We start from the raw sequence: 20,140 nt of genomic DNA, 5'->3' as shown, positions 1-20,140 counted from the left end.
GCCACCAAAGCCACGCGTTGCCCCTTTTTGTATTAACCTGCCGAAGCTTTCGCTTCGATTTCTTGCGCAAGATATTCAGCCTGACGCGCAATTTCCGTCATGCTTTCAATAGTTTCCGCTGGAACTACAGGCACTTCAACACGTTCAGTGGCCGTACTTTTGCTTTCGAGCTGCGCCTGAGCTTGCGCCAGTTTACCTTCGGCTTCGCGCACTTTGTCTTCCAAACCCGCAGTGCGGTCCGCCAACAAAAGACCTGCCATCAAAAGCATGCGGCTTTCGGGCATACGTCCAATCTGTGTGGACAAGGATGACGCTTCGACGTCCAGCATCGCAGCGGCTGTCAACAGGAACTGTTCTTCGCCCTCCTGACATGCGACTTCGAAATTACGGCCCCCGATAGTGATCTCAACCTGTGGCATCGCTGGCCTCCTTTTCAATAATCGGTGTCAGCTCTTCTAAGATCGAATCCATTTCGGCGGCGTCGGCGGAGCGGGTTGCGCGCAGGGCCTCAAGTTCGGCCAGCATAGCTTTGTTAACCAAGTGCGGTTCACTAACCCCTTCGGTGAGGGCTTCGCGGAGTTGGCTGTTGATGTCACGCAGTTCAGCGTTCACATGACGCAAGCGCTGCAATTCACGATCCATCCGCGCGGAACGGGACCGCCCAGCGTCAACGTTGCTTTCGAGCTCCGCAAGTTTGCCGTCTTGGCGTTCTTTCAGTAGCTTCACGCGCTCTTCGAGCTGCGCATTCGCTGTTTTCTCATCATCCAGCATCGCGGTGAGTTCAACGACACGTTCGTTCGCCGCGGCGTCGGGCGCGGGAGCTTCGGGGGCCGCTGAAGGGGCTTCTAGGCCTTCGACACCTTGCTTGATCCGATCCAGCGCCGCTGAAATACGGGTTTCGAGTTGGGAAAGTTCGCTCATTTGCCTGTCCTTTCCGGTCGCCGCATGTACCGTCAGAACACACCAAACAACCGCTGCATATGGGCTTCATTCACGAATCGCGCCCAGTTAAACAAAGACTAAGCCATGCAACCCTTGGCAGCAAACGATGAAAGTTGTTCGTTATCATGACCCTACGGCGCAGCATTCATGCGGCGTCTGTGTCGCCTTGATCTTGAGGGCCGCCCTGATATGAGGCTTACAAAGCCAATATCAGCAGCATCAAGGACCGCCATCATGGACATCCAAGCCCTTCGCACCGCCCACCCCGAGCACTGGATGCGCGCCGCCGCGATCCGTACTCTTACATTGGACGCCGTTGCGGCCGCCAATTCCGGCCACTCTGGCATGCCGATGGGCATGGCCGACGTCGCGACAGTGTTGTTCCAAAACCACCTTCGTTTTGACCCCAAAGCGCCCAACTGGGCGGATCGTGACCGGTTCATCCTGTCCGCAGGCCACGGGTCAATGCTGTTGTATTCCCTGTTGCACCTCACAGGTTACGAACAAGCCAGCCTTCAACAGCTTAAGGACTTCCGCCAATGGGGCGCACGCACTGCGGGCCACCCGGAATACGGCCACATGGAAGGCATTGAGACCACAACAGGTCCGCTTGGTCAGGGGATTGCGAACTCAGTCGGCTTTGCAATTGCAGAAGAAATCCTGCGCGCGCGCTTCGGCAAGAACGTTATCAACCACCACACCTATGTCATCGCAGGCGACGGCTGCCTGATGGAAGGCGTCAGCCAAGAAGCCATCGGCCTTGCTGGTATGCAGAAGCTCGGCCATCTGATCTGTTTCTTTGACAACAACAACATCACAATCGACGGCACCGTTGATATGGCTGACATCACGGATCAGAGCGCACGTTTCGTTGCATCCGGTTGGCATGTGCTGGAAATCGACGGTCATGACCCTGTTGCGATCGACGAAGCGATCGTTGCTGCCAAGGCTGACCCTCGCCCGTCCATGATCTCCTGCAAGACCCACATCGCATTGGGCCACGCAGCGCAGGACACATCCAAAGGTCACGGCGCATTGACGGATGCCGAGCAGATGGCAGCCGCTAAAGCAGCCTATGGCTGGAACTACGGCCCATTCGAAATCCCTGCCGACGTTAAATCCCAATGGGAAGCCATGGGCACGCGTGGCGGGGAAGCCCGTGCTGAATGGGAAGCCAAATTCGCTAAGTTGAGCAAGGCGAAACAGGATGAATTCAACCGCGCCTTCGCGCTTGAAGCCCCAAAGAAATTGTCAGCAACGATCAAAGCGTTCAAAAAGCAAGCCTCTGAGGCTGGCAAGAAGGCCGCAACGCGCTCCAGCTCTGAAAGCGTACTGGAAGTGGTCAATCCGATCATGCAAGAAACTGTAGGCGGGTCTGCTGACCTAACAGGATCCAACAACACCAAAACTGCCGACATGGGCGTCTTTACACCAGACAACCGCGAAGGCCGCTACATCCACTACGGCGTCCGTGAACACGGTATGGCCGCAGCGATGAACGGTATGGTTCTGCACGGCGGTGTCCGCCCCTACGGCGGGACATTTATGTGTTTCACGGATTACGCCCGTGGTGCCATGCGCCTCTCGGCTTTGATGAACGTGCCAACGGTTTACGTAATGACCCACGACAGCATCGGTCTTGGCGAAGACGGCCCAACACACCAGCCTGTCGAACACCTTGCCATGCTGCGCGCGACGCCGAACACCAATACGTTCCGTCCAGCCGACAGTGTTGAAGTTGCGGAAGCTTGGGAACTTGCTTTGACATCCAAGACAACGCCGTCCGTTTTGTGCCTGTCCCGCCAGGGGCTGCCGGTTGTTCGTACTGAACACAAAACCAAGAACATGACCGCACAAGGGGCCTATGTTCTGGCAGATGCTGAAAACGGCAAACGCCAAGCGATCCTGATGGCCACAGGCTCCGAGGTGGCTGTTGCTATGGCAGCCCGTGAAATCCTTGAGGCCGAAGGCATCGGGACACGTGTTGTGTCTATGCCATGTTGGGAACTTTTCGAAGCCCAAGACGAAAGCATCCGTAAGCGCGTGCTTCCAGGTGGTCCAGTTCGCGTTGCAATCGAAGCAGGTGTCCGCCTTGGTTGGGACAAATGGTTGCTCGGTGAACGTGGCCGTGAAGCCAAAGCAGGCTTTATTGGCATGGACAGCTTCGGTGCGTCCGCCCCTGCCCCTGAACTGTTCGAAAAGTTCGGCATCACACCAGAAGCCACCGCACAAAAAGTGCGCGACCTTCTCGGCTAAACAACTGGCGGGCCACAATTCTGGGCGACGCTCGGGATTGTGGCACGTTTTAAGTATGTCAGTATGGCGCAAAGATTAGGACCCGATATGATCCGAACCGCAGCCATACTCACCTTCACTCTCTCTGCCTGCGCCCCACAAGTGGGCCTGAACTCCCGTCAGGTGTCTCCATTAGGGCTCATGCCTGGGGATGAGGGATTTAGTGTCGTAGCGGCTGACGCGCCTTCTGGAATTGTTGTGGATCAGTTCGCGATTGGCGTCCTGAACGAATTGCAAACCATCTCTATCGCCGAAAAACGCGAGTATTGCGGCTACATCTGGCTGGACCAGTTCGGCCAGTTGAAAGCGACCGTTCCCGTCGCTGGAACGCGTACTGGCTGCGAAATGCCCGAACCCCAAATTGGCACCGGCATCCTAGCCAGCTATCACACCCACGGCGGTTATTCTCCGCGCCTGAGGGGCGAGATACCGTCTGGTATCGATCTGCAGGGAGATTTCAACTACGGCATAAACGGCTATGTCTCAACGCCAGGTGGGCGTGTTTGGCTGAATGATCATGCCACCCGCAGCACCCGCCAGCTGTGCGGACGTTCCTGCGTCATTTCTGACCCCGGATACGATGACCGCTATGATGCCGATATCCAGCAGTCCTATTCGCAGTCTCAGGTGTACTGAACCAGGCGCCGTTTAATGCGCCGTTTCGCCACCGCCAAACAGCGGGGCAATCACGCGGGTCACGATCGGGATAAGCAACAGCCCAACCGCAAGCCCCAACACACCATCGGCAAAGGCCGTCACAGCCCAGTTCCCAAAGCCGCTATCGCCAGCAACCGTGTGCGACATATCTTTGATAAAGCCATATGGTTGCTCCCAGCCCAAAAATGCCCCGTCATGAAGCCCATGGACAAGGATCGACCCGCCAACCCACAGCATAGCCGCCGTGCCAACAATAGACAGCACCGTCAACAATTTTGGCATGCCATGTACAAGACCACGTCCCAAGCCACGGCCGAACCCCGTCTTACCATTCATCGCGAACCACGCGCCAACGTCATCCATCTTCACAATCAACGCGACCGTGCCATAGACGACAATCGTGATCGCAATTGCCACTGCGGCCAAGGTTGCCCCCTGCAACCACAATCCCGCATCAGGGAATTCATCAACAATACCATTCAACGAAATGGTCATGATCTCTGCAGACAGAATAAAATCTGTCTTGATTGCCCCTTTGACGCGCTTCTCTTCCAGATGCGCCGGATCGCCAACGTCCATATCAGCTTCTACGTGGGCATCCCCATGAGGCACCAACACGTGATAGATTTTCTCGGCCCCTTCAAAACACAGATACAAACCACCCAGCATCAACAACGGGATCAACAGCACCGGCGCAAAGGCATTTAGCAGCATCGCCACCGGTAGCAGGATCACCAGCTTACTAAAGAATGACGCACGCGCGATTTTCCAGATGATCGGCAGTTCGCGTTTCGGATCCAGCCCCGTCACGTATTTCGGCGTGACCGCAGCATCGTCAATAATGACGCCAGCTGCCTTGGTCCCTGCTTTGGCTGCCATGCCTGCGACGTCATCAATACTCGTCGCTGCAATCCGCGTCAGCGCCGCAACATCATCTAACAGGGCAATCAAACCGCTCATCTTTAAGTCTCCAACTGGTGTTGCGCCAAATTAGCCATCACAGCGCGGGCCGCAAGGCCTGACGTGGGTACAGCCGTGTTTGATCGTGCGCTGATTCTTTACGGCGGTAAGAATGCTGCAATTGCTCCAACGGTTAGCGCAAACGTCGCTAGACCGTCCAAAAGTGTTAGCGCAAACCTGTCGCGGGACGGCACGGTTAACGCTAACATACTGAAACATCATCATATTTTACTTGGTCACAGAACAGCATCCCCCTAGAACAAGGCAAATCGAAAACCTGAGGGAACTCACACATGACCGTCACTGTAGGTATCAACGGATTTGGCCGAATTGGCCGCTGCACGCTTTCTCACATCGCTGAAAGCGCGCGTAACGACATTCAAGTCGTCAAGATCAACGCGACAGGTCCCGTCGAAACCAATGCGCACCTGCTGCGTTATGACAGTGTTCACGGTCGCTTTCCGGGTGAGATCACGGTCAATGACGGCAAGCTCGACCTTGGGCGTGGCCCGATCGACATGATGTCGACATACGATCCTAACGAATTGGATTGGGATGGCTGCGATGTGGTTCTAGAATGCACGGGCCAGTTTAACGACGGTGAAAAATCCAAAGTGCACCTCGAACGCGGAGCGGGCAAGGTACTGATCTCTGCCCCTGCAACGAACGTCGATAAAACCATCGTTTACGGCGTGAACCACCGCGATCTGGAAAAGCAGGACCGCATGGTGTCCAACGGCTCCTGCACGACAAACTGTCTCGCGCCGCTGGTCAAAGTGTTGAACGAGTCAATCGGCATTGATCGCGGTTTGATGACGACAATTCACAGCTACACAGGCGACCAGCCAACCTTGGACCGCCGCCACAGCGATCTGTACCGCGCACGAGCTGCGGCGATGGCAATGATCCCGACATCCACAGGCGCGGCGAAAGCCCTGTCTTTGGTGCTACCGGAAATGGCTGGCAAACTGGACGGCACAGCGATGCGGGTCCCGACCCCGAACGTGTCTTGCGTTGACCTGACATTTGAAGCGGCCAAAGACGTGACTGTTGCAGACGTTAACGAAGTCGTCGCAGAAGCCTGTTCCGGTCACATGGGCATGGTGATGTCTTACGATCCAGAACCCAAAGTTTCGATCGACTTCAACCACACGCCGCACTCCTCGATCTTTGCGCCTGATCAGACCAAAGTCATCGGCGGGCGCACCGTGCGGGTGCTGGCATGGTATGACAACGAATGGGGTTTCTCTGTGCGTATGGCTGATGTTGCCGCCCATATGGGTCGTTTGAACTAGGTCAAACTCTCGCCCAAATGCGGTGCTACTGCCTGTATGACAGGAGCCTGTAGATGCCGGACGCAAACAACTATTCGGACTTTCAGATCGCTGCACAGGAACGGCGTCAAGCATGGCGCCTGAGATATAGCCTGCTGCGCACTGCTCTAGGGTATGCCGCGGTTTTCTTTTCCCTCTACAACGCTTTCTTCGTGGAGGATCGGGCGACAGGTATGACTTTGGCCGTCTTCTTCGGCATTGTTGGTATGGCCATTTTGGCCGGGTACACACCTCGGCTTCTGGCCCGCGTCGAAACAGCGCCCTATGTCCCGATCGCCGTAGCGCCGTCCGGCGCTGCCAAAGCCCACACATTGGACGCCGCCTATAAAAGTGGCAACGTCCAAAGCCCCCGTTTGGCCGACTTGGATCGCAAACTGGAAATCCTGTTCATAATCAGAATGCTGGGCCTGATCGGCATGCTGATAATCATCGTCAGCTGGACCCTAATAGATCAGAAACGAGCAAAAGCAGCACATTTCGAGCGGTTCGGCACCTACGAAGGCGTCTCGATTAACGTTGCCCTCGACGGCACCGAAACGGTCACCATCGACCCCAATGCAAATCGACTATCGGTACGCACTCGGTACGAGCAACCACCACACACCGATCCCACGCCCGCCACTGAACAGGCAGCCCCAGCCACCACCATCGAGGAGCTCGATACGGCCCCTCCGGTCAATCGCACTCCAATCATCCCTCCAAACCCGCCTCTGCCGTCCTACTGGCCCACAATCACACCGGGCTATTCGGCAAAGATTTATTACCGCACACCGTCGGGAGCCTTGGAACTGATCGAAATACGCCTTCAATATCCAGACGGAAAGCTGTACGCAGTCGGACCATGACCACTAAACTCTCGATCATCCTTATCCTGCTTATCGTAGGCTTTTTTGTACTGGATCATTATGTCCTGCATCTAGACGCTGGGGTATTTCTTGCCAAAAAAGGTATAGAGCTGATCAACTATCTCGCGATCTGGCGCTAAAACGCCTCCATGGGTTGACCTTCCCGCGATTTTGGGGATGTTAGCGCCAACAGTGGCTGCATTCCGACGCCACGTTTCGCTGACCAAACTGTGGAGGCTCCCATGACCGTAAAAGTAGCAATTAACGGCTTTGGCCGCATCGGCCGCAACGTATTGCGCGCAATTATCGAATCCGGCCGTACTGACATCGAAGTAATCGCCATCAACGATCTTGGACCTGTAGAAACAAACGCACACCTGTTGCGATTTGACTCTGTTCATGGCCGTTTCCCAGCGACCGTTACAACCACAGAAGACACCATCGACGTTGGCCGTGGCCCAATGCGCGTAACTGCATTGCGTAACCCTGCTGACTTGCCATGGGGCGATGTTGATATCGTGCTCGAATGCACCGGCATCTTCACAAGCAAAGAAGCCTGCCAGGCGCACCTTGAGAACGGTTCCTCCCGCGTTCTGATTTCTGCGCCAGGTAAAGATGCCGACAAAACAATCGTGTTCGGCGTCAACGATCACCTTCTAACGGCCGACGACATCGTTGTTTCTAATGCATCTTGCACAACGAACTGTCTGTCCCCTGTTGCGAAAGTCCTCAACGATGCAATCGGCATCAACAAAGGCTTTATGACAACAATCCACAGCTATACAGGTGACCAACCGACACTGGATACAATGCACAAAGACCTCTACCGCGCGCGCGCTGCGGCTTTGTCCATGATCCCGACAAGCACAGGCGCCGCAAAGGCTGTAGGTCTTGTTCTTCCGGAACTGAACGGAAAGCTGGACGGTGTTTCGATCCGCGTTCCAACACCAAACGTCTCCGTTGTTGATCTGACGTTTGAGGCGTCACGCGACACGACAGTTGAAGAAGTCAACGCTGCGATCCGCACAGCGGCTGATGGCCCATTGAAAGGCGTTTTGGATTACACGGACCTTCCAATGGTCAGCTGTGACTTCAACCACGATCCAGCGTCCTCCATCTTCCACATGGACCAGACGAAGGTTCTCGAAGGCAACATGGTACGTATCCTGACGTGGTATGACAACGAGTGGGGCTTCTCCAACCGGATGAGCGATACAGCTGTTGCAATGGGCAAATTGATCTAAGATCGACCCTCAATTAATTCCTTAAAAGGCCTCCCGATCGGGAGGCCTTTTTTGTTTCGCTGTTCGTTCGCGATCTCCCGAAATTCAGAATCATTTAATTTCAATGCGTTACCACACACCCATGCGCTCAGCGCATAACGGGCTTTGAAATTATAGCGCTACCGCTGCAGCGCAGCATCTCTATGTTGAATGGCAAGACAACAAACAAACCGAACCAAGGAGATAGACATGACATTGATGAACACACTCCGTGACCGCCTCGCAAAACGTGCAGCTTACAACCGGACACGTGACGCAATCGCACATCTGCCAACAGAATTTGCGATTGAAGATCTCGGGATTTTCCCATCCGACGCTGACAAGATCGCAACGCGCGCAGTCTACGGCTAAGCCAACATTCGGCTTAACAGACATTCAACGCCCCGCCCGTCAATCGGTGGGGCGTTTTCGATTCAAGACGGTTTTTGCAGCCGTTCTTTGAGGGCCGTATTGACAGCAGGTGTCACAAACTTGCTGACATCCCCGTCAAGACGCGCAATTTCTTTCACCAGCTTGCTGGCGATCGCCTGATGTTGGGCATCCGCCATCAAGAACACAGTTTCCACACTGGCATCTAACTGGCGGTTCATGCCAACCATTTGATATTCATACTCAAAGTCCGCCACAGCCCGAAGGCCACGGACGATAATGGACGCACCCACGTCTTTAGCGCAATCAATCAACAGATTTTCAAACGGATGGGCGACGATCTCGCAGCCTGTCTTGGCGGATAACGCGGTGCATTCCGCCTCAATCATCGCAACACGTTCTTCCAACGAAAACATCGGCCCTTTGTCGCGGTTGATCGCGACGCCAATAACCAGCTTATCCACCAGCGAACAAGCACGCTGAATAATGTCTAAATGCCCAAGTGTTACGGGATCAAACGTCCCTGGATAAAGACCGATGCGCATAGATGTTCCCCAAAAAGCCAATGCGAGGTGTCTTTCCTCGCCTCCCAGTGTTGGCAGGCGTTCTAGTGGCCCATGACCATGCCTTCAAGGGCATCTCTTTCCATCGCCAATTCGGCAAGCCGCGCTTTGACCGCATCGCCGATCGAAACCAATCCGACAAGTTTCCCGTCGTCCAAAACTGGCATGTGGCGGAACCGCCCTTCGGTCATGCTTTCAAGGACCGACAACGAGGTGTCAGACGGACCACATGTCACCAGTTTCTTGGTCATCATGTCCCCGACCGTCCCCGTAAGGCAGGACGTCCCCGACGTACCCAAATTGCGCACGATATCGCGTTCCGACAAGATACCTGCTGCCGTGGCGCCGCCATCGTCACTCACCACAATCGTACCAATCCTCTTGGTTGACATGACTTCAGCGGCTTCACCAACTGATGCGTCTGACGTCAAAGTCAACACGCCGTCTTGCGCTTTGGACTTGAGGATTTGGGATACAAGCATGGCAGATTCCTTATGTTTTCTCTGCCACTAGCCTACGCCCTTGGCCCCCGTGCCTGTCAAGAAGGCAAACGGCAAAACAATTAGTCATTTTCAAAAGCTCTTTGAGAAACCTACACAAAGGCGATATTTACAAAAACCTTTCCAGGAGAAGCATTTGATCGTTAGAATTACTTAACGATAAATGACTGGGCGTTTATTGGTTGGGGTGAACGACGTTATGCCGGTTGACTATACATTTCTATCCAATCCATCTTTGGCGGTCATTTATTATCATGGCCACATAACAGCCGACGAGCTCATTTCTGCAGCCACTCGTTTTGCAAAAGAGCCATCCGTCGAACCTGGCATGACACATTTTTTCGATTTCAGCCGGGTCAGCAGTTACGATATTGATTATCCCAAGTACCTCGCGTTCATGGCTCAGTTGGCGGATATTTACCCGCAAAATATTGGTGAACAATTATTTGTATTCTACGCACCTGAAGGGCCCGCCGCTGAAATGGCAGAAATGGCCCGAAGGCCATGGGAATGGTCAAAGACGACAATCATTCGCACGGCTTTTACGCTTGATAACGCATTGCATATTCTAGGCGGACGGAGAGAAGATCTTATCGAGCTGGTCGACAGCCTATCCGAGAACACCGCTGCACGGTCCGAATAATCATTGCCCGCTACTGACTAGAATACGTCAAACGCGTGCATTTTCTTAAATCCAGACCACCATATCGTAATGGGCCAATACTCGCCTGCTTCACGCGAGTGTGACACGGTTTGGATTGATCCAACCCTGTTCGTGTGACAGCACAGGTACAAACGAATGGAGCAAAGCATGCAGACGAAACGTAGCTTTTTGATTGGTGGGGCGGCCGCATTGGCGACCCCGACCCTTTTGACGGCCCCCTCCGTCTTGGCGGCCCAAGATGCACCACAGCGCAACGCGTCCTCTTTTGTCACGCAGGAATGGCAGGACCATTTTAGCGCGCTCGGGAATGGCGCGATCCTTGCGGACATAGCCAGCCGCGCTCTGCACTACTGGGCAGCAGACGGCACTTATCGGTTGTACCCATCGTCCGTACCCATGTCCGAAGAACTCACACGACGTGGCTATTCGCAGATTGTACGCAAACGGGTCGGCCCAAGCTGGACCCCAACTGCATCCATGCGCGAACGAGATCCAGACCTACCACAAAGCATTGAAGGTGGCGTGCCGGGCAATCCACTTGGGACCCACGCGATGTACCTCGATTGGCCCGCCTATTTGATCCACGGCACCCATGACACTCGCAAAATTGGACGCCAAAGCTCATCAGGTTGTATCGGGCTTTATAACGAACACATCGCAGAGCTGTTTTCAGTCGTTGAAGTGGGCACGCAAGTCCGACTTCTGTAACTAGCCTCTAATGACTAACGCCGCGCCCAAATGGCCGCGGCGTTTCTCTTTCAACCTCTGTCTTACCGCGACAGTGCCTGCAGCTCTGGGTCAAACAACCACGCTTCGATAGTGGGCCATCAGCCCATCGCAACTCCATCGATATAGTCTTCGTGCGTCAGCCCCGCAGCGGCCGAATACGCCTGACACATCAAGGCATTCTTTCCGCCCTGGATAACGCCTCCGGCACATCCCGGATTGAAGGCCCATGATAGATGTCAGATCTGGGAAATAATACACATTGTCGCGGCCCTAGCTTTGGAATTGCGTTTTCTGGGAACGGGCTTCACTCTATCCTTCAGGGAGGCACAATGGCGGAACCAGATTTCACAATCGGGATCGAAGAAGAATATCTTCTGGTCGACATTGAATCGCGCACGCTGGCGACCGTACCAGACGCGATGATGGCCGAATGCCAAACCAAACTGGGTCGCCAAGTCAGCCCCGAGTTCCTGAAATGCCAGATCGAAGTCGGTACCGGCGTGTGCAAGACCGCCGCCGACGCGTTCGAAGACCTTGCACATCTGCGGCGTACCATTCGCGACTGTGCTGCGACGTATGGTTTGACCCCCATCGCAGCATCTTGTCATCCGTCCGCGGATTGGAAAGAACAGCACCACACCGACAAAGACCGCTACAATCAGCTTCATGACGATCTGGGCGGCGTCGGGCGACGTATGTTGATCTGCGGGATGCATGTGCACGTTGGATTGGACGATAACGCCTTACGCGCTGACCTGATGGGGCAACTAACCTATTTCCTGCCACATCTTCTTGCGTTGTCGGTCTCCTCGCCGTTTTGGCAAGGTGACGATACGGGTCTCGCGTCATATCGGTTGTCAATATTTGACAACCTACCCCGAACTGGCCTTCCGCCTACCCTAGACAGCTGGGACGAATACCAACGATCTGTTCAGGCCTTGGTGGATGTAGGCGTGATTGAGGACAGCTCGAAAATCTGGTGGGACTTACGACCCTCAGCCAGCTTTCCGACATTGGAGACCCGTATTTGCGACGTTTCCCCCCGCCTCAGCCACGCGGTCGGGATTGCTGCATTGGTGCAATGTCTATGCCGGATGTTGTGGCGATTGCGTGTGAAAAACCAACGTTGGCGGCGCTATGACACTTTTCTGGTCCGTGAAAACCGTTGGCGTGCACAGCGCTATGGAACCACCAAAGGTTTGATAGACTTTGGCCGCGGCGAAATTGTTCCTTACGCGGAATTGTTCAACGAACTTATGGACTTGGTTGAACAGGACGCCGACGCGTTACACTGCACGCGTGAATTGGACGGGTTGCGGACCATCCTATCTGACGGCACAAGTAGCGAACGCCAACGCGCCGTATTTCACGCAACGCAAGGCGACACCGCGACCAAAACAAACACCATCGTCGATCATCTTATCGCCGAATATAGCATGGATATTTGAACCTTGGACGACATCCACATCCGTACCGAAGGCCGCGCAGGCCGTATCACCTTGACCCGCCCTGATGCGTTGAACGCGCTCACTTGGGACATGAGCCTTGCCATTGAAGCCGCTATCGATGTTTGGGCTGATGACGATGCTATCGAACTTGTTGTGATTGATGCGCTTGGCGACAAAGCCTTTTGCGCGGGGGGCGACATCCAAGACCTATATGACAACGGAACCCGTAAGAATTACAGCTACGGTGAAAGGTTCTGGCGTGACGAATACCGGATGAACGCCAAGCTGTTCAATTTCCCAAAACCCGTCGTCACCTTCATGCAGGGCTTTACCATGGGCGGCGGCGTCGGTGTCGGTTGTCATGGGTCCCACCGTATCGTGTGTGAGAATAGTCAAATCGCCATGCCAGAAGTGTCCATCGGTCTGGTCCCTGATGTCGGGGGATCACTGATCCTTGCCCGCGCACCGGGGCGTCTGGGGGAATACATTGGATTGACGGCGGACAGATTGGACGCTGGGGACGCGATCTACACCGGGTTTGCGGACTACTATGTCCCCCGCGAGTATTGGGACTCCTTGATCCTTAACCTTTGCAAAACAGGCGATTGGACGGCTGTTGATGCCCTCGCCAAACCCCACCCTGAAAGCCGTCTTAAAGGGTGGCAAACAGACATCGACGCTGTCTTTGGCGGCGAAACCATGGGCGACATATGGCGCGCCATGCCAGACGCTCCCCACGAAGCAATCGCCCACGGAAAGAAACTGATGCAGCGGCATTCACCGCTTTCGCTGTGCGCAACTGTGGCTTTGATTCATAAAGTGCGCTTGGCAGACACCATCGAAGCCGCCCTAGATCATGAATTCCGGTTCACATCACGCGGTATGGAACACAGCGACTTCCTTGAGGGCATACGCGCTGCGATTATCGACAAAGACCGTACACCGAAATGGCGTCACGAGGATTGGTCGGCCGTCAGCGGCGCGGACGTTCTCGCCATGAGCTACCCCACAAAACCACCACTGGATTTAACTGGAGCCCAAAAATGAAAATAACCTTTATCGGCCTAGGAAACATGGGTGCCCCAATGGCGCGTTGTTTGATCGCCGCTGGCCATTCCGTCACGGGCTTTGATACCATGGCTGCGCCCGATGACATCACCTGTGCACCAACAGTCGCAGCCGCTGTAGATGGAGCAGAGGTGGTAATTACCATGCTGCCAAACGGTGACATTTTGCGTTCTGTCGCTGAAGACATTCACCCCGCCATGACCAAGGGCGCACTCCATCTGGACTGCTCTACTGTTGATGTCCAATCCGCCCGAGATGTCGCTGCATCCGCTGAAAAAACAGGGCTTTTGTCCGTTGATGCGCCTGTTTCTGGTGGCATCGGCGGAGCAACGAACGGCACACTAACATTTATGGCGGGTGGCAGTGCTGCGGCCTTTGCAATTGCCGATCCGTTGTTCGATATCATGGGCCAAAAGGCAGTGCATTGCGGCGAGGCAGGCGCAGGTCAAGCTGCCAAAATTTGCAACAACATGATCCTCGGCGCGACAATGATTGCGACCTGCGAAGCGTTTGCCTTGGCGGATAAGCTGGGCCTTGATCGTCAAAAGATGTTCGACGTCGTAAGCACCTCGTCAGGCTACAGCTGGTCCATGAACGCCTATTGCCCCGCGCCAGGGGTCGGGCCAGAGACGCCCGCTGATAATTCATACATTCCCGGTTTTGCGGCATCACTGATGCTCAAGGATTTGCGTCTCGCACAGCAGGCCGCAGGGGCCGTGAACGCATCCACCCCGATGGGTGAACGCGCCACAGAAGTCTATGCAGACTTCGTCGAACTTCAGGGCATGGGCGGCATGGATTTCTCTGCCATGTTGCCGTTTTTGGCGGGCGACTGATTACTCAGCCGCCACGCGGGCCGCGAGCATCTCTTTGAGGTAGCGGCCCGTATGTGACCCCTCAACCTCGGCCACCTGTTCAGGTGTGCCGATGGCCACAACGGTGCCTCCTTTGTCGCCACCCTCGGGACCGATATCGATCACATGATCGGCGGTTTTTACCACGTCGAGATTGTGCTCAATCACCACAACTGTATTGCCACCTTCGACCAGCTCATGCAGCACTTCTAGCAATTTTCGAACATCTTCAAAGTGCAAACCGGTGGTTGGCTCGTCCAAAATATACAATGTGCGACCTGTGGACCGTTTGGCCAGTTCTTTGGACAGCTTTACGCGCTGCGCCTCACCGCCCGACAACGTCGTCGCTTGCTGGCCCACTTTGATGTAGCCCAGACCAACCCGCATCAGCGCATCCATTTTGTCACGAATGCTTGGCACAGCCTTAAAGAAGCCCTGTGCCTCTTCGACGGTCATGTCCAAAACATCGGCAATGCTTTTGCCTTTGAACATGATCTCTAGGGTTTCGCGATTGTAGCGTTTGCCCTTACAGGTTTCACATTCGACGTAGACATCTGGCAAGAAGTGCATCTCGATCTTGATGACGCCATCACCCTGACAGGCCTCACAGCGCCCACCCTTTACGTTGAAACTGAACCGCCCTGGTTTATATCCACGCGCCTTGGCTTCGGGTAGGCCCGCGAACCAATCGCGGATCGGCGTAAAGGCCCCAGTGTATGTCGCAGGGTTCGAGCGTGGTGTGCGTCCAATTGGGCGCTGATCGATGTCGATAACCTTATCAAGATGCTCTAGTCCCTTGATGGTTTCACACGGTGCAGGCGTTTGGCGCGCCCCGTTCAACGCCATTGAGGCTGTCTTGAACAGGGTTTCAATCGTCAGCGTGGATTTACCACCTCCAGACACGCCCGTCACACAGACGAACTTGCCCAAAGGAAAATCAACGGTGATGGCTTGCAGATTGTTCCCGCTCGCCTTTTTCACGGTAACCTTCTTTTTGTTACCCTTTCGGCGCACCTTAGGCACTGCAATCTCGCGACGTCCCGCTAGGTAGTCACCCGTGATGCTGTCAGGGTTGGCAATAATTTCGGCAGGCGTGCCTTTCGCCACCACCTGCCCGCCGTGGACCCCTGCCCCTGGACCAATATCAAAGACATAATCCGCCTCACGCACAGCCTCTTCGTCGTGTTCGACCACAATCACCGTATTGCCCTGATCGCGCAGATTCTTCAGCGTCGTCAAAAGACGGTCATTGTCGCGCTGGTGCAACCCAATGCTGGGTTCGTCCAAGACATAAAGCACACCTTGTAATCCTGACCCAATCTGACTGGCGAGCCTAATGCGCTGGCTTTCACCACCTGACAAGGTGCCGGAATTACGGCTTAACGTCAGGTATTCAAGGCCAACATTGTTCAAGAACCCAAGCCGTTCGCGTATTTCCTTGAGGATCGCCACGGCGATTTCGTTCTTTTGTTTGCCGAGGTGATCTGGAACGGACTTACACCATTCATATGCCTCGTTGATGGACATCTGAACCACTTGGCCCACGTGAAGCCCCGCAATCTTAACTGCCAGTGCTTCTTCACGAAGACGATAACCACCACAGGTTCCGCAGTGCCTGTTGTTTTGATAACGTTCAAATTCTTCGCGGACCCAGTTTGAATCTGTCTCACGATAACGACGTTCCATATTGGGGATCACGCCCTCAAACGCGCGGGACACCTCATAGACGCGCCCGCCTTCATCATAGCGGAACTTGATCTCTTCGTCGCCAGATCCATAAAGGAAAACCTGCTGCACAAACGCCGGAAGGTCTTTCCAACGAGTATTCTTATCGAATTCGTAATGCTTAGCGATGGCTTCGATGGTTTGCAGGAAGTACGGCGATTTACCTTTGCGCCACGGGGCCAAGGCACCGTCATAGATCTTCAATGTCTTATCTGGAACGACCAAACCTTCGTCGAAAAACAGCTCAACCCCTAAACCATCACAGGACGGGCACGCCCCAAACGGCGCGTTGAACGAGAAAAGACGTGGTTCAATTTCAGGAATCGTAAAGCCGGACACAGGACAGCTAAAGTTTTCAGAGAACGTCACACGTTCTGGATCACCTTCATTTGGCGCGGTCTCGAGAACTGTAATCCCGTCCGCAAGGTCCAGAGCCGTCCGGAAACTGTCAGCCAGACGGGTTTCCAAGCCTTCGCGTACCACGATCCGATCAACAACCACATCAATGTCATGGCGGAACTTTTTATCCAGCGTCGGCGGCTCGTCGAGCTCATAGAACTCACCATCCACTTTGACACGCTGAAAGCCCTGCTTTCGGAGTTCTAAAAATTCTTTGCGGTATTCGCCTTTGCGGTCCCGCACGATCGGCGCCAAAAGATACCCTCGTGTCCCTTCTTCCATGTCCATGACACGATCGACCATGTCTTGTACTTGCTGGGCTTCAATCGGCAGGCCCGTGGTTGGGGAAAACGGCGTCCCGACGCGTGCAAACAACAAGCGCATGTAATCGTAAATTTCGGTTACAGTGCCCACAGTGGAACGCGGGTTTTTACTGGTGGTTTTCTGTTCAATCGAAATAGCGGGGGACAAACCACTGATGTGATCCACATCAGGTTTCCCCATCATATCAAGGAACTGACGGGCATAAGCGCTCAGGGATTCAACGTACCGACGCTGCCCTTCGGCATAAATCGTATCAAAGGCCAATGACGACTTACCCGACCCGGACAGCCCCGTTATCACCACAAGCTGATCGCGTGGAATATCCACGTCGATGTTCTTGAGATTATGTTCGCGCGCGCCGCGCACTTCGATATTCTTAAGCTCAGCCATACTGGCCCCCCGATATTACTTGCCACCACATAAGGGGCATTGGTGCATTGACCAACCCCGATATAGAACAATAGTGGAACATAGGAAAGAATTAACCGTTCTCTGCTGACATTCTGGCACGCATGTATGCGAAACCAGCATACACCACACCCGCAAGACAGATTGCGATGCTTACACCGACAAGGCCCCATAGGCTTCCAGCGACCAGCGCAAACACCGGAGTGCCCGTAAATGTGCCAATATTACCGATCTGGGCAACGGCACCGTTTGCACGGGCCTGATCCTCGGGACGGGTGTTAAATTCTGGCACCGCCGCAAAGTTCGCCCCAGCCGTAACGCCTGTGGCGAATAGGGCTAGCAACGCCACGCCAACCGAACCGGTTAATCCTAACACCGCAAACAAAACCGCAGCCACAGCGAAGCCTCCAATCGACAGGCGTGACGCGGGCAAAACACGGGCGATGAAACCACTTACAAAGGTGCCGGACAGGTTGGCCAAGGGCAGCACAGCCGTTAACCAAATTGCATCTAACGTCGCGGGCAAAAAAGCCACCAACGCGATAAACAAAGACGTGTAGATACCATGGCCCAAACCGGGTGCGAAATAACGTGGGTTCGAAAAGATTGCGCGATGGACTTCGACGACATTGGGCATCCTGGCCTTGCCCGACATTACCTGTGGCAAGGCGATCCATAAAAGCGGAAACAACCCCGCCAGCAAAACCCCGTGCCCCATATATACCGCCGTCGGTCCGCCCCACGCCAAGACCGAAGGCACAGCCAACGCCATAAGAGCATAGCCTACACCAAAGAACGTGCCCCAAAGCCCCATAACGACGCTTCTATCGTTAGGCCGCGCCAGCGCCGCCATCATCGTTGGCAAAGCTACGACCAATAATAAATGGCCAAACCCTTCGGCAATACGCGTCACCATAAACAACCAGAACGGCAAGCTAATCCCTTGTGAAAGCGACACAATCGCGGAAAACACCACCGCCCCAAGTACAGCACGCCGTGCGCCAATCCTCGCGACAAAATAGCCTGCCATAGCCCCGCCCAAGATGCCAACAACCGACACACCCGACACAGCCAAGGCCACGGACCCGTTGGGGTAAACCGCCTGAAGCTCATCAAAGGTGAGAGAGATCTTTGCAAATTGCGAGGCCGCCAACAGCCCTGTCGCCCAAAGCAAGACGATCATGGGCCAATGTGTGCTGCTATCTGTGTGCTGAACGTTCATACGCAATGGCTACGCCCGCGCGGCGGTCGGGGCAACGCAAAAGGGCGTCCGATTAGGACGCCCTTATACATTTCGAAACCAACACGGGGTCTTACATATGAATGACGCGGTCGTAGGCGTCCAAAACGCTCTCGTGCATCATTTCTGACAGTGTCGGGTGCGGGAAGACGGTTTCCATCAGGTCTTCTTCTGTGGTCTCCAGTTTGCGGCCAATGACGTAGCCTTGGATCATCTCTGTGACCTCTGCCCCAACCATATGAGCGCCTAACAGTTCGCCAGTTTTTGCGTCAAAGATGGTCTTGACCATGCCTTCGGGTTCGCCAAGCGCAATCGCCTTACCGTTACCAATGAACGGGAAACGACCCACTTTGATTTTATAGCCCAGTTCTTTGGCTTTGGCCTCGGTATAGCCGACGCTGGCAACTTGCGGATGACAATATGTGCAGCCGGCGATGGATTCTGGTTTGACCGGATGGGCAGATTTGCCCGCAATTAGATCGGCAACCATAACGCCTTCGTGGGACGCTTTGTGGGCCAACCAAGGGGCACCCGCAATATCGCCAATGGCATAAAGCCCATCCACGCCCGTGCGGCAGTACTCATCTGTGACAACGTGGGTGCGATCGATCTTTACACCAACCTCTTCAAGGCCGAGGCCTTCTACATTGCCAACGATACCAACCGCAGAAATAACAGTGTCGAAATCTTGCTTCTCGACCTTACCGTTTATTTCGATGTGAGCGGTTACTTTGCCTTTGCCGCGATCAAGTTGCTTGACCATGGCTTTTTCCATAATCTTCATGCCCTGCTTAACGAACTGCTTTTTCGCAAAGGCTGAAATCTCTGCATCTTCCACAGGAAGAACACGGTCCATGACTTCGACCACTGTCGTATCTGCGCCCAAAGTGTTGTAAAAACTTGCGAATTCAATGCCGATGGCACCAGATCCAATCACCAACAACTTTTTCGGCATGCGCACAGGATCAAGCGCAGCTTTGTATGTCCATACGAGATCGCCGTCCGCCTCAAGACCGGGCAATTCACGGGCGCGTGCACCTGTGGCGACAACGATGTTTTTCGCCGTCAGCTCTTCCGACCCTTTGTCTGTCTTAACGGAGACTTTACCTTTACCCGTAATCTTGGCTTCGCCCATGACCACGGTGCATTTGTTTTTCTTCAACAGATGACCGATACCGCCAGACAATTGGCCTGCAACCCCGCGAGACCGCTTCACGACTGCTGGCAGATCATAATCAATGCCATCCGCTTTAAGACCGAAATCCTTAGCGCGGTGCATCAGATGGAACACTTCGGCCGAACGCAGCAACGCTTTGGTTGGAATACAACCCCAGTTAAGACAAATGCCGCCCAAATGTTCACGTTCTACCACACAGACCTTTAGGCCCAATTGCGCGCCACGAATGGCCGCCACATAGCCACCAGGGCCAGCGCCGATTACGATCATATCAAAATTTTGGGCCACGCTGGGATCCTCCTCGTCCAGATTTAGTTTAGCATTAAACTAAATTTATTCCGACCGCCAGTGACCAC

General features: G+C 54.4%; 20 protein-coding genes. 12 read left to right on the top strand and 8 right to left on the bottom strand.

Features of this window, described 5'->3' with window-relative positions; genetic code table 11:
• Positions 1-32 precede the first annotated feature (32 nt).
• Complete coding sequence (locus L0666_RS02105; RefSeq protein ID WP_235257713.1) at positions 33-419, bottom strand: cell division protein ZapA; 387 nt, start codon at positions 417-419, stop codon at positions 33-35.
• The gene (locus L0666_RS02100; RefSeq protein WP_235257711.1) at positions 406-921 is read right to left on the bottom strand and encodes a hypothetical protein; all 516 of its coding nucleotides are present in this window, start codon (positions 919-921) and stop codon (positions 406-408) included. Before L0666_RS02100 ends, L0666_RS02105 begins: the two co-directional genes overlap by 14 nt.
• Before the next feature lie 255 nt (positions 922-1,176).
• On the opposite strand from L0666_RS02100, the gene tkt reads away from it, so the two are divergent.
• Positions 1,177-3,198 carry a transketolase gene (gene tkt / locus L0666_RS02095; protein ID WP_235257709.1) on the top strand — a complete coding sequence of 674 codons (2,022 nt, stop codon included), beginning with the start codon at positions 1,177-1,179 and terminating at the stop codon, positions 3,196-3,198.
• 87 nt (positions 3,199-3,285) lie between these two features.
• Complete coding sequence (locus L0666_RS02090; RefSeq protein WP_235257707.1) at positions 3,286-3,873, top strand: DUF4329 domain-containing protein; 588 nt, start codon at positions 3,286-3,288, stop codon at positions 3,871-3,873.
• A gap of 12 nt (positions 3,874-3,885) precedes the next feature.
• On the opposite strand, the gene L0666_RS02085 is transcribed toward L0666_RS02090, so the two are convergent.
• A complete protein-coding gene (locus L0666_RS02085; protein ID WP_235257705.1) occupies positions 3,886-4,854 on the bottom strand; it encodes a DUF808 domain-containing protein in 969 nt (322 codons plus the stop codon).
• 293 nt (positions 4,855-5,147) lie between these two features.
• On the opposite strand from L0666_RS02085, the gene gap (L0666_RS02080) reads away from it, so the two are divergent.
• The 5 genes from gap (L0666_RS02080) to L0666_RS02060 all read left to right on the top strand — a co-directional run bounded on the left by gap (L0666_RS02080) (position 5,148) and on the right by L0666_RS02060 (position 8,667).
• The gene (gene gap / locus L0666_RS02080) at positions 5,148-6,149 is read left to right on the top strand and encodes a type I glyceraldehyde-3-phosphate dehydrogenase (RefSeq protein ID WP_235257703.1); all 1,002 of its coding nucleotides are present in this window, start codon (positions 5,148-5,150) and stop codon (positions 6,147-6,149) included.
• Positions 6,150-6,202: 53 nt separating this feature from the next.
• Positions 6,203-7,033 carry a hypothetical protein gene (locus L0666_RS02075; protein WP_235257695.1) on the top strand — a complete coding sequence of 277 codons (831 nt, stop codon included), beginning with the start codon at positions 6,203-6,205 and terminating at the stop codon, positions 7,031-7,033.
• The gene (locus L0666_RS02070; protein WP_216037019.1) at positions 7,030-7,173 is read left to right on the top strand and encodes a hypothetical protein; all 144 of its coding nucleotides are present in this window, start codon (positions 7,030-7,032) and stop codon (positions 7,171-7,173) included. The genes L0666_RS02075 and L0666_RS02070 overlap by 4 nt, the downstream gene beginning before the upstream one ends.
• Positions 7,174-7,275: 102 nt before the next feature.
• Positions 7,276-8,277: a type I glyceraldehyde-3-phosphate dehydrogenase gene (gap, locus tag L0666_RS02065; protein ID WP_235257686.1), complete on the top strand. Its 1,002-nt coding sequence runs from the start codon at positions 7,276-7,278 to the stop codon at positions 8,275-8,277.
• A gap of 228 nt (positions 8,278-8,505) precedes the next feature.
• Positions 8,506-8,667, top strand: a complete 162-nt coding sequence (locus L0666_RS02060; RefSeq protein WP_235257678.1) for a hypothetical protein — start codon at positions 8,506-8,508, stop codon at positions 8,665-8,667.
• A 62-nt stretch (positions 8,668-8,729) separates the two neighbouring features.
• Here L0666_RS02060 and coaD read toward each other — a convergent pair whose 3' ends face one another.
• Both coaD and L0666_RS02050 read right to left on the bottom strand, forming a co-directional pair.
• Positions 8,730-9,230: a pantetheine-phosphate adenylyltransferase gene (gene coaD, locus L0666_RS02055; RefSeq protein WP_235257676.1), complete on the bottom strand. Its 501-nt coding sequence runs from the start codon at positions 9,228-9,230 to the stop codon at positions 8,730-8,732.
• A 62-nt stretch (positions 9,231-9,292) separates the two neighbouring features.
• Positions 9,293-9,730: a CBS domain-containing protein gene (locus L0666_RS02050; RefSeq protein ID WP_235257669.1), complete on the bottom strand. Its 438-nt coding sequence runs from the start codon at positions 9,728-9,730 to the stop codon at positions 9,293-9,295.
• A gap of 346 nt (positions 9,731-10,076) precedes the next feature.
• Here L0666_RS02050 and L0666_RS02045 point away from each other — a divergent pair, with 346 nt between their 5' ends.
• From L0666_RS02045 to mmsB, 5 genes are all read left to right on the top strand, one after another.
• The gene (locus tag L0666_RS02045) at positions 10,077-10,391 is read left to right on the top strand and encodes a hypothetical protein (protein WP_235257667.1); all 315 of its coding nucleotides are present in this window, start codon (positions 10,077-10,079) and stop codon (positions 10,389-10,391) included.
• A gap of 156 nt (positions 10,392-10,547) precedes the next feature.
• Entirely contained in the window at positions 10,548-11,120 is a 573-nt protein-coding gene (locus L0666_RS02040; RefSeq protein WP_235257665.1) for a L,D-transpeptidase, read from the top strand.
• Between the two features lie 350 nt (positions 11,121-11,470).
• Positions 11,471-12,589 (top strand): carboxylate-amine ligase, encoded by a 1,119-nt coding sequence (locus L0666_RS02035; RefSeq protein WP_235257663.1) that lies wholly within the window; start codon positions 11,471-11,473, stop codon positions 12,587-12,589.
• Positions 12,590-12,592: 3 nt separating this feature from the next.
• On the top strand, positions 12,593-13,636 hold the full coding sequence (locus L0666_RS02030) for an enoyl-CoA hydratase/isomerase family protein (RefSeq protein WP_235257661.1): 1,044 nt from the start codon (positions 12,593-12,595) through the stop codon (positions 13,634-13,636).
• Positions 13,633-14,493 (top strand): 3-hydroxyisobutyrate dehydrogenase, encoded by an 861-nt coding sequence (gene mmsB, locus L0666_RS02025; protein WP_235257659.1) that lies wholly within the window; start codon positions 13,633-13,635, stop codon positions 14,491-14,493. The genes L0666_RS02030 and mmsB overlap by 4 nt, the downstream gene beginning before the upstream one ends.
• On the opposite strand, the gene uvrA is transcribed toward mmsB, so the two are convergent.
• The 3 genes from uvrA to lpdA all read right to left on the bottom strand — a co-directional run bounded on the left by uvrA (position 14,494) and on the right by lpdA (position 20,054).
• A complete protein-coding gene (gene uvrA / locus L0666_RS02020; RefSeq protein WP_235257650.1) occupies positions 14,494-17,349 on the bottom strand; it encodes an excinuclease ABC subunit UvrA in 2,856 nt (951 codons plus the stop codon).
• A gap of 91 nt (positions 17,350-17,440) precedes the next feature.
• Positions 17,441-18,589, bottom strand: coding sequence for an MFS transporter (locus L0666_RS02015; RefSeq protein WP_235257640.1), 1,149 nt, complete (start codon positions 18,587-18,589; stop codon positions 17,441-17,443).
• 91 nt (positions 18,590-18,680) lie between these two features.
• A complete protein-coding gene (lpdA, locus tag L0666_RS02010; protein WP_235259541.1) occupies positions 18,681-20,054 on the bottom strand; it encodes a dihydrolipoyl dehydrogenase in 1,374 nt (457 codons plus the stop codon).
• Positions 20,055-20,140 lie beyond the last annotated feature (86 nt).

The sequence above is a fragment of the Octadecabacter algicola genome (assembly GCF_021532625.1).
In the GTDB taxonomy this organism is placed as follows: domain Bacteria; phylum Pseudomonadota; class Alphaproteobacteria; order Rhodobacterales; family Rhodobacteraceae; genus Octadecabacter; species Octadecabacter algicola.
The sequence above is the reverse complement of the archived record's forward strand: the minus strand, read 5'-3'. Positions and strand labels throughout refer to the sequence as shown.